This window comes from Psychrobacter piscatorii, from assembly GCF_043641605.1.
Classification (GTDB): domain Bacteria; phylum Pseudomonadota; class Gammaproteobacteria; order Pseudomonadales; family Moraxellaceae; genus Psychrobacter; species Psychrobacter piscatorii_C.
On record NZ_JBHZRK010000003.1, the window covers coordinates 94,172 to 107,819 of the forward strand.

Sequence of the window (13,648 nt, forward strand, 5' to 3'; positions counted from 1 at the left end):
GTCGTCTCTATTTTTCATTATCATCTTTAGCATCGCCAATACGGCTCTCATCGATTGATTCTGCACCATAACGATTGTCATATTCGTCACTACTATAATCAGTCTCTAAGCTGCCATCCTCATAATCGTAGCGCGCATAGCGTGCCGTTTGTAGTCTGTCTTTTTTTTGGCGCTGTGCTGCTATCCATGCATTACCATCGATAGGCGCTACCGCATTTGACCCAAACGATTCTGCCAGCAATGGCGTTAGGGCATGTCTTTTAAAGCTAGATTTATCATAACGTACTTGGTTGAGCATGGTCGTCGTAGAGCCTAGTAAATCACCACCGATATTGACGCGCTGCTGCTTAGCAAGCAGGCGATCTGAGTTATCTAAATAATAGTAATTAATCTGATTAAAAGAGATAGGGCCAATGGCTTCGATAAGCTGTAATAACGAACCCACATCTGCACTTTGATAGCCTTTGTTGTATAGCTGAACTTTGGCAAGCGCGGCTTTTAGCATGGCTCCATCAGGATATTTATCTGGGTTGGCATCCACATACTCTTGCAACGATTTCGTCACATATTTCAGAGTCTTACCAATCATTTCACCACTTTGCTGACTGCCAAAATAAACTTTTACTGCTCGAGTCGCACCAACTTCTTTAGCAAACGCATCACCACTGATATCTACGGCGCTAAAATGCTCAGGTGCCAATTCTGCCATGCTGCTCTGTATGGCATTGAGCACCGCATCATAAAGCACTGCTGGTGGCAACTGCGCCGTGATACTTTCGGGCAAACCAAAGCTGACCGTATGTGAGGCCATCTGCGAGGGTAATGGGGTGTTCTCAGGATTGACGAGCGCAACGATTGGCATGATTGCCGATGGGTCGAGCGTGACACTGCTGTTGTTAAAATCAAATGCCACTGGTATCTGTATGGATGAGCTGATCGTTGGCGTGGCATAGTCGTAGCTATAGACGCTTTGTAATTGCCGCTTTTTTGGGTTGTACTGACTGACACTATTGAACGTCAAATGCTGATATTGATAGGCGTTGGATGCAGCGATTTGCTCAGGAGTGCGGCTAAACATCGTCAGTATGTTACCAATCAAGCCAGTAGAAGACATTGATAGCTCCTCACTATTGGTCGGCTCTGTCTTGGCTTGCTGCTTTGCCATTTGCATGGCTTCATATTTTGCAGCCATTGTCTTCGGGCTTAACCCCGACATGCCGGAGAGCATACCTCCAGTTTCACCGCCGTACTCATCATATTCGTCAATGGCATATTCATCAGTAGAATAGTCATCACTGGAATAATCGTCGCTATCATAGTCTTCTGCATCGTAGTCGTGCTCTTCATTAGCACTTGCTTGCTCATTTTCACCTGCTTCAGCCAGTATGGCCGCAATCGCTTTTTCCTCTTGCTCAGCTTTTTGTTCTTCGTCAGCATAGTCGCTAGGATAATCGGACTCTAAAGCGTCTTCTGCCCCATCATAATTGTGGTCATCATTGTATGGTTCATCATCGCTACTATCGTACATTCCCTCAGGCTGATACGCATAGGTCTCTATAATCGTTCTAAGTAAGCTACTTGAGCCTGCATCAATACTATCGGCATCGATAAATGGTACTGCTTGGTAATTGGCTTGCGCGACGGCCACATGCTCTGTTGCCAAATGCTGGCGAATCGCTGCCAATAAATGCGCCTTGGCTTGGTGCTCAGTGTTGGGATATTTTTCTTGATCAAACAGTTGTGCGTAACGCTCAGCTTGGGCATCTTGACTAGCAGTAAAAGCGCGACCCTGACGTTGGCTCTGAGCAGGGTTTGCAGTGCTAAAATCCATAAGGGTACTGGAGGCTGCCACATCCGCTGAGGCAGTCGGATTTGATTGACAACCTGTAAGCACAAGCGACGCACTACCAACTAACAAAGCAATAGAGGTTAATTTGCTTATTTGAGATACATGACCATTATTATTTTTATTGTTAATGATAGGCAAATAATTACTCGCCATCTCAGAGTGGCACTGTCGATTACGGTTATTAACATGGTTTGATGACATAAGAATCTCTTTGTATAAATAGCCAGTCGTTAACGGATGTACATTAGTACTGTACTTTATATCACAAGACGTTACAATTTAGTAATATTAAGACCTATTTTTAAAGAAAATCTTCACTGGTTAGTGAGCTTCTCTGCACAATTTACATGACACTAATTATATATATTTCGGTAGAAAACCGCTCATACTGCACATCATATAAAAACTCAAATCATAAAAGATGATAAACAACTTTCTACTATTTGATATTTTCGTTACTATTTAAGCGTATTTATTTGATACCCTGTTTTTTTCTACTCGCCCAAAAAGGACTTTGCGATGTCACCATCATTATCTCACCAACATCGAATTACTCAGCAAAAAAAACCAAAGACTCATAACAAGTTGAAATCTAGTGCTTTACTGATTACGAGTGCGCTACTACTCTCTGTCTCAGCCCATGCGCTAGAGCCAACCGTTTCAGCCAACAGCCCCACGGTCAACAACACATCGATTGATACCAATGCGCTAAATCTAGCCATTATGACGGACAATCCAACTGTCCTATCTGAAACCAAACGCATCACACGGGCAAAAACCAGTACTCTAAAAACTACCTCAAACAATGCCAATAGCGACCAAGCTATCTACTCTGAAGATGCAATTCATCATCCAGTATGGGCAAAAAATGGCATGGTCGCCACCCAAGAAGCGCTTGCTTCTGACATCGGTTTGCAGATTTTGAAAGACGGTGGTAATGCGGTAGATGCTGGGGTTGCGGTTGGCTTCGCCCTTGCTGTGACCTTGCCACGTGCTGGTAATATCGGTGGTGGCGGTTTTATGATGATTTATGACGCCAAGCAAGGCAAAACTGTAGCACTCGATTATCGCGAAAAAGCACCAAGTAGCGCCTCTCGTGATATGTATCTCGACGATGAGGGCAACGCAGTCAGTGACTTATCTCGTTATCATGGCCTAGCCGTTGGTGTCCCGGGGACAGTAGCAGGACTACTAAAAGCACTAGAAGAGCATGGCACCATGAGCCGCGAGCAAGTCATGGCACCAGCGATCGCATTGGCAGAAGATGGCATAGAGGTCACCGCTGGCTTGTCCGAATCGCTCACTGCTTTGAGTGATCGCTTACAAAAGTGGCCAAGCACCAAAAAAGTATTTTTTAAAGCGGACGGTAGCGCTTATCAACCGGGCGAGCGGCTAAAGCAGCCTGAGCTTGCCCGCTCGCTAAAGCGAATCGCGGTACAAGGCGCAGACGGGTTTTATAAAGGGGAAACCGCGCGTGACATCGTAAAGGCCGTCAACGAAGCAGGCGGTAGCATGAGCTTGCAGGATTTAGCCGATTACGAAGCCATCGCCCGCGTGCCTGTCAAGGGCGATTACCGTGGCTATGAGATTGTCTCTATGCCACCGCCCTCCTCTGGTGGTATTCACATTATTGAAATATTAAATATTTTAGAAGGTTATCCCCTCAAGGACTATGGTCAAAATAGCGCACAGACTATTCATTTGATGAGCGAGGCCATGCAACTGGCTTATGCAGATCGTGCTGAGTACCTAGGGGATTCTGACTTTATCGACGTACCTGCCAGCGGCCTAACGTCACAAGCCTATGCGGATAAACTGCGCACGTTAATTGATCCAAATAAAGCCACGCCAGCCGCGACCATCAAAGCCAACAACCCGCTCCCTTATGAGAGCGATCAAACCACGCATTTCTCTATCGTTGATAAAGACGGCAATGCCATCGCCAACACCTATACGTTGAACTTCTCTTATGGCACAGGTCTCGTGGCTGACGGCACAGGTATCTTATTAAATAACGAAATGGATGATTTTTCTGCCAAGCCGGGTGTACCAAATGGCTATGGATTAATTGGTGGTGACGCCAATGCCGTTGAAGCCAATAAACGTCCGCTATCCTCGATGAGTCCAACGCTGGTATTTAAAGACAACAAACCGTATATCGTTACGGGCAGCCCAGGTGGTAGTCGTATCATCACGACCGTCACCCAAATCATCTCTAACGTCATCGACCATGATATGAACATCGCTGAGGCAACTCATGCGCCGCGTATTCACGACCAATGGCTACCTGATGAGATTCGAGTTGAAAAAGCACTAAATATTGATACGGTCAAAAAACTAGAATCTATGGGGCACACGGTCAGTCCAAAATCAGCCATGGGCTCTACGCAGTCGATTATGCTCACACCGAACGGCGTTTATGGTTCTTCTGATCCCCGTATTGTTGATGCAGCGGTGGTTGGATACTGATTAATAAATACCTACATCTAATTATCATAAAGAGCCGCTAGCGCACATAGCGGCTCTTTTTTATGTATGCAGTATGATAATTCCTTCTTGATATAATATATTAGTACAATTTAATTTTCTCAAAGAACTCATTATCCAACAGCATCTTGGGTCTCGCATTGACCTCTTTCAGACCCACCTTATGTTGCATCATCAATTCAATCAAATTCATTTGATCAATTAGAATAAGACTATGTGAATCAGTCGAATTGGCATAATCTTGGGCAGGTTTAGTAAAGCTTGTAGTAGTAATAAAAATCCCATGATGGTTGGTTTTTTGTGGGGGATAAGCCCCTATGAAATTTCTCAAGTCACCATTTGATATATTGTTTCCATTGCTATAAAGCTTCGCCTGTATATAGTAATTGTGGACTTCACCATCTGGAAAATCCTGAATAATAAGCCCATCAATACCATTATCATTAGAGCGTCCTGTATGACGAGAGGTTAAATTGCTTTCAGGACTTTCTATCTCTAAAGATCTCTCAATTAGCTTCAAGCAAAACCACTCAAACTGCAACGGTGATAAACTTTCAAGCTGAACCATAATCATATCAGGCGTGACTTTGACAAAATCATTACCAACAGTAGCATCTGCATAATTATTCATAAATATAGAAGTTCGACGCTTGGTTTCGTCGATTAAATGACTGATAAGTGCATCACCATTTTTACCATAGGCGGCAGTATTAACTTTTTGCAAATCAGAAAAAGCTTTATTATCGAAGCGTTTAAAGTTAGCAATGTAATCACTATTTGGAATACCTTCACCTACATATTCATTGAAGTTCTTGCCCGCTAACCAAAAATAAACTTTACCAAAAGGGTCTAAACGTATGATATTTTTGGGCGTTACTTTTTCATCAAAAGTAATAAAATTAGCAAAATTTTGATTCAAATTAGGAACCAAGCTAAATTTATCTTCTTTAATCAAGCCCATCGCAGATAAACATAACAAAATCAAATCAACAATTTCGTCATAGCAAGGTGAACCATCGTGGCATTCATGACGTATATCGTAGTTGCTCATATAGTTAATATCTTTATGATCGTTTACGATGTGTGCTAATTTCTCAAACTCTCTATAAAATACGGTACGACCGATGGTATTTCGAGTACTTAAGTTTTTTATGGTCTGTATTCCAGCATTTAACATGTCGCCAAATGCAGGGAGCTTAGTAATATTACTCATAGTATTATCGTCTTTTTTTGATTGTGTAAATAATATAGTGACATTGGCATATTATTACATTAGCTTAAAAACAAATGTTTATGCTATCAACTATTGAGATAAAACGCAGCAATATTTCACATTAATGAATAAGAAAACAAATTCATTCACTCAGATTAAACCCTTGCAATCAGTGGCTGTTGGTAGCAAATAATGATATTATTAACGACCCCATTTAAAACGTATCAACATCGCTATCGAGGTCTCAATTGCTTCTCGACATCATCGTAAACAACTGATAAAAATCAGCTTTTTACCGATAGCTTATGTGTTTTGATCGTACTAGTAAGAGTCTTCTATGGCATTTGTACACCTTGGTATCCACAGCGAATATTCCATCACCGATTCTATCGTGCGCATCAAACCGCTCGTGAAAGCGGCGGCAGCTGACAATCAGCGTGCGCTGGCTTTGACCGATTTATCCAATTTATATGCCACAGTGAAGTTTTATCGTGCTTGCCTAGGCGCGGGTATCAAGCCCATTATTGGCAGCGAAGTCATCATGGATAATGAAGACACACGCCTCACCCTACTCGCAATGAACAACGAAGGCTATCAAAACATTACCCGTATCGTGTCGCTTGGGTTTACCGAAGGTCGCGCTGATCCTGTCAATCATGGTACGCCGGTTATCAAGCGTAGTCATATTCTAGAACATGCGGCAGGCGTGATTGTGCTACTCACCGAAAAGTCAGATGTTGGTCAAGCATTGGTTGGCTCTATGCCAGAAAAAGCCGATGAGCTGCTCACCGAGTGGCAAGCGCAATTTGATGATCGTTTATACTTTGCCATCAAGCGTACCAACCGTTCAGGCGAAGATGCTTTTATTAGGGCAGCCATTCATTCAGGTGCCAAACACAACATCCCCATCATTGCGCATAATGACGTGCGTTTTTTAGCGCAAGATGATTTTGATGCGCATGAAGCCCGCGTGTGTATCGCAGGCTCTTATGTCCTTGCCGATCCCAGTCGTCCGCAAACCTACTCAGATGAGCAATATCTCAAAACTCAAGATCAAATGGCGCAGCTGTTTGCTGATATTCCGCAAGTGGTCGATAACACCTTGCATTTGGCTACCCGCTGTAATGTCACTTTGACGCTAGGCATTAATGTACTGCCTGACTTCCCTGTCCCTGAAGGCGAGACCATTGAGTCGTTTTTCCGTGCCGAGTCGCAGCGCGGTCTTGAGCAGCGCTTAGATAAGCTTTTTCCTGTCGAGGCACGTACAGATAATTGGAGCGACTTTCGTCAAAGGTATGACGAACGCCTAGCCTATGAGCTGGATATTATTCTATCCATGGGCTTCCCGGGTTACTTCCTTATCGTCATGGACTTTATTCGCTGGGCGAAAGCCAACGGTGTGCCAGTAGGTCCCGGACGTGGTTCTGGTGCAGGGTCCTTGGTCGCCTACGCGCTCAATATTACCGACCTTGATCCGATTCATTACGATCTGCTGTTTGAGCGCTTCCTAAACCCTGAACGGGTATCGATGCCCGATTTCGATATCGATTTTTGTATTGAGGGTCGTGATCGCGTGATTGACTATGTGGCGCAAACCTACGGTCGTGATGCCGTTTCACAGATTATTACCTTTGGTACCATGGCTGCAAAAGCGGTGGTACGTGATGTGGCACGCGTCCAAAGTAAATCATACTTTTTGGCCAATAAAATATCTAAGCTGATTCCCAAAACTCCCGGTATCACCCTAAGCCAAGCGCTTGAGCAAGAGCCACAGCTTAAAGACTTGATCTCTAATCCTGATAACATGGATTATGAAGATGCCATTGAGATTTGGGAGATGGCGATTAAGCTTGAAGGTGTCTGCCGAAACGTCGGTAAACATGCTGGTGGTGTACTGATTGCGCCGCACAAGATTACGGACTTTAGTGCCATTTATTGTGATGACGATGGGCACCGTGTCAGCCAGTTTGATAAAGACGATGTAGAAGCCGTCGGACTAGTGAAGTTTGACTTTTTGGGTCTACGTAACTTAACGGTCATCAACGCGGCAGTTGAGAACATCAATTTGCGCCGTGCCAAAGAAAACGTGCCCGCATTGGTATTGGAAGATTTACCACTCGATGATGTTAAAGCCTATAAACTGCTACAAGATGCCAAAACAACCGCCGTCTTTCAGCTAGAAAGTATGGGTATGAAAAAGTATTTGGCCAAACTGCAGCCAACCAACATCGAAGATGTGATCGCCATGTGTGCGCTCTATCGTCCCGGCCCGCTTGATGCCGGCATGGTAGAGATGTATATCGACCGTAAGCACGGTCGTGAAGAGGTCATCTATGATCATCCCAATCTTGAGCCGATTTTAGAAAACACCAACGGCGTTATCGTCTATCAAGAACAGGTCATGCAAATTTCGCAGGTCATGGCAGGTTATAGTTTGGGCGGTGCTGATATGCTCCGCCGCGCCATGGGTAAAAAGAAACCTGAAGAGATGGCAAAGCAGCGCGATATCTTTGTGACTGGTGCAACCTCGCAAGGTATCGACGAAGTCACATCAGGCGGCGTGTTTGACCTAATGGAAAAATTCGCAGGTTATGGTTTTAACCGCTCGCATTCTGCGGCTTATGGGGTACTTGCCTATCAGACGGCTTATCTCAAGCAGTACTACCCTGCTGAATTCATGGCGGCAGTATTAACGTCCGATATGAACAACACCGACAATGTGGTGTTCTTTATCAATGACTGCCGCGAAAACTTTGATTTGACTGTGGTCAATCCATCAGTCAATCGCAGTGAATGGCATTTCGTTGCCGATACTCCGACCAATATCATTTACGGTCTTGGGGCGATCAAAGGTGTTGGTGAAGGGGCTGTCGAGTCCATCGTTAATGCTCGCCGAACGGATGGACCTTTTAAAGACTTATATGATTTTTGCCGCCGTGTGGACATCAAGAAAGTTAATAAGCGTACACTAGAAGCATTGGTTAGCGCAGGCTGTTTTGATGACTTTGCTGCGACGCTACGACCCGACTTACCAGCAGACGAAGCTTACGAGATTCGCGGTGCATTGATGAGCCAACTGCCAAGCGCGGTGCAAGCAGCTGAGCAAGATCGGCAGAACAATGAGCTTGGCATGATGGATCTGTTTGGCGAAATGGACGGTGTTGTTGCAGCACCGCCACTCGTGATGACGCCAGAGCTGATTTGGGGTGACAAGCATCGCCTAAAAGCGGAAAAGAACACGTTAGGATTATATTTAACCGGTCATCCAATTAATGAATACTTGGATGAGTTAAAACGCTACACCTCAGGCGCTCGTCTTAATAAACTGGCAGATACTGGTTATAACGGTAGCTGCTATTTTGCAGGACTCATTATAGATATTGCCAATTTTGGCAATCGTAATGTGATTACTTTAGATGATGGCACATCGAGATTGGAAGTCAGCTGCTATGCTGAGCGTTTCAACCGTGTCAAAGAGCAATTGAAAATCGATGAAGTCGTCATTATCAAAGGCAGTATTCGTGAGCGTGATGGACGCTTGTTTGCGCGTCTTGATAGTGCCATGAGCATGGTCGATGCGCGCCTGCGTTGGCTCAAAAAAATCAGTATCAAAGTCCATGGTAACGATATCGACCTTCTTACACGCTTGCAACCATTACTCAAATCCGCACAGGCTGACATCATTCCTGAGCCACGCTTGGCTTATAATCAAGAGCAAGATGAGCAAAGCAATAATGGTAGTAACACTTACGACCCTGCCATGGGCGGCAGTTTATATGATGAAAATGGTAATGACTTATTGGCTCTAGAGAACGATATGAACCATGACGCATTTAATCAAAATAGCATGCCCCAGAGCTATGCAAACAATGCGCTCAGTAATACGGATGCTTCTATCAATGATAACTGCTTGCCACTTGGCTTGAGCGTGTATGATGTTTATGGTATCGCAAATGTGGGGCTGTCAGAGCATTGGCGGGTCTACCCGAACGACGATAACTTGCAACAACTGAAGACGTTAGTTAGTGAAGATAACTTACACTTTCATTACAGCTAAAATGCACAATCCCATCAAAAATCTACTATAGTAACTTGACTGCTTTAACTTTTAACAATTGGATAAAAGCCATGACTGACATGACGAATAATAATATGACTGGTCAGACTGATGAAGAGATTATCAATCACGAACAGTTCGAAGACATGCGTGACTTGCTAGAAGAAGATTTTGTCGAGCTGATACAAGTGTATCTCAACGACAGTCAAAAACGCGTTGCAGCACTGCGAATCGCTCAGCAAGAAGATGATAACGCCAACGGCTTTGAAACTGCCCATGCCCTAAAAGGCGCAAGTGCCAATTTGGGTACGACTCAATTGGTTCGCCTTAGCAGCCAGCTACAAGAATGCTGCCGTGAGCGCCGCATTAGTGAACAAGCTGATCTGATTGAAGAGATTGCTGCCGCATTGCAACGTGCTGAACAAGAAATCAATCAAAGATTGGGGCAATAATGAGTAACGACTCTTTATCATCTACTGAGCAAGCCTGTATAGTAAATGACTACCTCGACTGCTTACAAGTCATCATGGTCAATACGACTTTGCCTGCCAATATCGGCTCAGCCGCACGCGCCATGCATACAATGGGCTTGTCCCGTTTGACCGTTGTCGACCCCAAATTGCCAATTGATGAGACCAGTGTCTCTCATGCGGCAGGTGGTAGTGAACTGCTGTCATCTGCTGTGATCGCACCTACTTTAGAGTCTGCCATTGCCGGCTGTCAGCTAGTATTTGCAGCCAGCAGCCGCAGTCGTCATATGCCGCGCCCTGTTGTGACACCCACGCAAGCCGCTAAGATTATGTTTGATTTTATTGATACACAGTCGGCTTTAAGTGCAAATGATAATAACGTTAACACCTCATCAGACGCTGTTTCTGGCAAGCCAAGTATCGCTATATTATTTGGGCGTGAAGATCGTGGGTTGACCAATGAAGAGTTGGCTTATGCTGATTATCACATTCAAATCGACGCCAACCCTGCTTACCCTGTACTAAATGTCGCCTCAGCAGTGCAGGTCATTGCCAGCTTTATCTTTGCTTATGCTCAAACGCATGCTCAGACAGCTGATAATTTAGATTCGGATACAAGCGCAGAAGCCCAATCGACGATTAATGTGAATTTGCGTCAACAGTGGGATGAGCCTGCTATCAATCAGCAGCAGCTGCAACAGCTCACTCAGCGCACTACTGACCTTATGGTACAGCGCAGTCTGGCAAATAGCGAACATCTAAAGTCATTACCATCACGCCTATCCAGACTGGGATCACGCCTACAGCTTGATCAAAAAGAGTATCAGCTATTAAGCGCTTTGATTGCAAAATTATCCAAAGACTAAAACAAGTCATTGTTTATCAGCTCGCCTTCATTTGACAGCTTTTTACTATATTTTGCGGTACAAAGCTGTTATAACTTAGAAAAAATGAGCAAACATATACTCTCATTATTATTTAACCATCATGACAACAGAATAAAGACATTGCTACTTTAGCAACGCTACTTTACCGACGAATAGATAGGACGCTTTATGTCATTGCCATCCAAATTGTTCAGATCGCTTGTCAGCATCAAAAAAGATCTGAAAGAAGATATCGATGCGGTATTTAACCGCGATCCTGCAGCGCGCAATAGTTTGGAAGTCATCCTAACCTACCCAGGTATCCATGCGCTCATTCTACATCGCGGTGCGCACTGTCTGTGGAATCATGAACAAAAATTGGCGGCTCGCGTCATCTCATACGGCTCGCGTATTATTACAGGCATTGAGATTCACCCCGCTGCCAAGATTGGTAAGCGTTTCTTTATCGATCATGGTGTTGGGGTCGTCATCGGTGAGACTGCTGAGATTGGTAACGACGTGACGTTGTATCACGGTGTTACTCTAGGCGGTGTATCTTGGAATAATGGCAAACGCCATCCAACGCTAGAAGACGGTGTAACCGTTGGTGCTGGTGCCAAAGTCTTGGGGCCATTTACGGTCGGCAAAAATGCTAAAATCGGCTCGAATGCAGTGGTAGTCAAACCAGTACCAGCAGGCGCTACGATGGTCGGCAGTGCCGCTCGTATGATCTCAGATCATCACGATGAAAAAGGTAATCCTATTGCGACAAAAGTACAAGACGCCAAGCAACAAGAGAAAGTCGCGCAAGCTGGCGAGAGCATCAAGGATCAAGCAGCTGACACTACTTCTACTGCAAAACGCACCAATACCTTCCGTGCCTATGGTATCGACCCTTATTCGCAAGACCCTGTCGCAGAAGCCTTTGCTAAAATGCTAGAACACATTCAACAATCAGAGAATCGCCTAGACCAATTGCAGTCAGCGATGTGTGATATCGATCCTAATTTTTGTAAAAAGGAATACGATAAGCTGTGCTTAGAGGATTTGGACGTGATTGGTCGTGCTGATGTAGAAGATATCAATGATGAAAAAAATCGCTAAGACAGTCGTTAAATGTAGGCAGTACTATTACCGTATAAACTGATAAAAAATGCTTATATAGGTTTTAGTGAAAAACGAATAAAATCAAAGCAGGTTTAGATAAAATCTACCATATCCGCATACATGGTAGATTGACCTGCTTCATCTTCTAGTAAACTCCAATCTTGAAAATCGTTGCTTTTCATCTCAGAGTAAGCCGCACGAGCTAGTAAGACATGATAAAAAATACCTTTAACTGACTGTGACATAATACTTTTCCTTTAATTTTAGAGTTATTAATTATTTATTAGCATGAGTATTGAATAATGATTCGTGTGGACTCAGTACGAATTCTTTTGGCATATAATCTTCAGTTATTTTGCCTGTCCCCCATTGTCCTCTGTCGCTTTTATCGCCCCACATCCAAGCATTGCCTTTATCATCTATAAAAGAATAGTCGGCGAAGCCTCCAGTTCCATATTGGTCAACTTTTATATCCTGAGCAATCCGTATAGGTCTTTGAATATAGTCTTTGGTTGAACTAGATCTAGATGAATACACGTAATTACCCCACGTATAAAGGTCACCATTGATAGTATTAGCCGATATACTATTTAATCTGACAACCTTTGATAGACCTTCTACTTTTTTTGGTGACTTAATAAAGATTTCTTTAGATTCTTTCTGAGCAGACCATTCATGCGAACGCCAACTCCAAACACTACCATCTTCTAATAAAGCAAAATTTGCGTACCCTTTAGTAAAATCAACTGCCTGTTTTGGAAGAGAAACAATGACTGGTGAATAATAAATTTTTCCATTGCTAATAGTAGTTTTTTTAGCGCTTGGATTACCTAAAGAGTCTAATGTTGAAGATGATGAAACAATTGATCCATCCTCATTCAGAGCGACGATAGCACCTGCACTACCTTCGGCTTTGACAATGTGTTCAAAACCTTCGACAAGCACAGGCGAATTAAATTTTTTCTGAATATTACCGTTAACAACACCTGTTTCGTTGTTCCCTAAAAAAAACACCTTTCCTTCACTATTAACAAATATAGAAGCTTGCTGACCTGCATGAATATATACCAAATTCTCAATTCCTTTAATTTCTCTTAATTCCTCTATGAAAGTATCTTCATCATTAGGGTCTATCTCTCCATATCTGTTGCTACCCCAGCCCCATACAGTGCCATCTTTACGTAGTAATAACATATGTCCACCACCGCCTGAAACGGCTACCGCATCATTCACACCCTCGACTTGCCTAGGCGTTGGGTCTTGTCCTGTCTTAGTCTCGCGCAGTAGACCATCTGTACCCCATGTCCAAAGCGTACCATCGTCTTTTACCCCTGCACTCCATGAGCTGGTCATCGCAAGGCGCTTAGGTTCAATGTTAATCTCAAGTGGAGTTTCTAACGGTTCATCTGGCATATTTGCCACAGGGTATTTATCTTTGGTAAGAGATTGAAGATGCTTGGAAGGTGTTTTATCGCAGGCAGGTAAAGTAGATATAATGATTATTGCTACTAAACTCTTGATTATTTTTTTATTCAAAAAGTTCATTGGTTTTTGCATAGGTAGTAGTATCTCGAAGATTACATCGTCACTTATACTAAC

The 13,648-nt window shown here is 43.7% G+C and carries 9 protein-coding genes; 5 read left to right on the top strand and 4 right to left on the bottom strand.

The window, feature by feature from the left end:
- Positions 1–7: 7 nt before the first annotated feature.
- Entirely contained in the window at positions 8–2,050 is a 2,043-nt protein-coding gene (locus ACHUET_RS04100; protein ID WP_394210892.1) for a hypothetical protein, read from the bottom strand.
- A gap of 318 nt (positions 2,051–2,368) precedes the next feature.
- Here ACHUET_RS04100 and ggt point away from each other — a divergent pair, with 318 nt between their 5' ends.
- The gene (gene ggt / locus ACHUET_RS04105) at positions 2,369–4,318 is read left to right on the top strand and encodes a gamma-glutamyltransferase (RefSeq protein ID WP_394210893.1); all 1,950 of its coding nucleotides are present in this window, start codon (positions 2,369–2,371) and stop codon (positions 4,316–4,318) included.
- Between the two features lie 100 nt (positions 4,319–4,418).
- Here the strand turns inward: ggt and ACHUET_RS04110 are convergent, their stop codons facing one another.
- Positions 4,419–5,549 carry a restriction endonuclease gene (locus ACHUET_RS04110; RefSeq protein WP_394210895.1) on the bottom strand — a complete coding sequence of 377 codons (1,131 nt, stop codon included), beginning with the start codon at positions 5,547–5,549 and terminating at the stop codon, positions 4,419–4,421.
- Positions 5,550–5,886: 337 nt separating this feature from the next.
- Between ACHUET_RS04110 and dnaE the strand changes: the two genes are divergently transcribed.
- The 4 genes from dnaE to cysE all read left to right on the top strand — a co-directional run bounded on the left by dnaE (position 5,887) and on the right by cysE (position 12,046).
- Positions 5,887–9,606: a DNA polymerase III subunit alpha gene (dnaE, locus tag ACHUET_RS04115; protein ID WP_394210896.1), complete on the top strand. Its 3,720-nt coding sequence runs from the start codon at positions 5,887–5,889 to the stop codon at positions 9,604–9,606.
- A 71-nt stretch (positions 9,607–9,677) separates the two neighbouring features.
- A complete protein-coding gene (locus ACHUET_RS04120; protein WP_394210898.1) occupies positions 9,678–10,058 on the top strand; it encodes an Hpt domain-containing protein in 381 nt (126 codons plus the stop codon).
- The gene (locus tag ACHUET_RS04125) at positions 10,058–10,942 is read left to right on the top strand and encodes an RNA methyltransferase (RefSeq protein ID WP_394210900.1); all 885 of its coding nucleotides are present in this window, start codon (positions 10,058–10,060) and stop codon (positions 10,940–10,942) included. The genes ACHUET_RS04120 and ACHUET_RS04125 overlap by 1 nt, the downstream gene beginning before the upstream one ends.
- Positions 10,943–11,131: 189 nt before the next feature.
- Positions 11,132–12,046, top strand: a complete 915-nt coding sequence (gene cysE, locus ACHUET_RS04130) for a serine O-acetyltransferase (RefSeq protein ID WP_238039126.1) — start codon at positions 11,132–11,134, stop codon at positions 12,044–12,046.
- Between the two features lie 95 nt (positions 12,047–12,141).
- On the opposite strand, the gene ACHUET_RS04135 is transcribed toward cysE, so the two are convergent.
- Both ACHUET_RS04135 and ACHUET_RS04140 read right to left on the bottom strand, forming a co-directional pair.
- A complete protein-coding gene (locus ACHUET_RS04135; protein ID WP_394210903.1) occupies positions 12,142–12,294 on the bottom strand; it encodes a hypothetical protein in 153 nt (50 codons plus the stop codon).
- A 31-nt stretch (positions 12,295–12,325) separates the two neighbouring features.
- On the bottom strand, positions 12,326–13,606 hold the full coding sequence (locus ACHUET_RS04140) for an RCC1 domain-containing protein (RefSeq protein WP_394210904.1): 1,281 nt from the start codon (positions 13,604–13,606) through the stop codon (positions 12,326–12,328).
- Between the last annotated feature and the right edge of the window lie 42 nt (positions 13,607–13,648).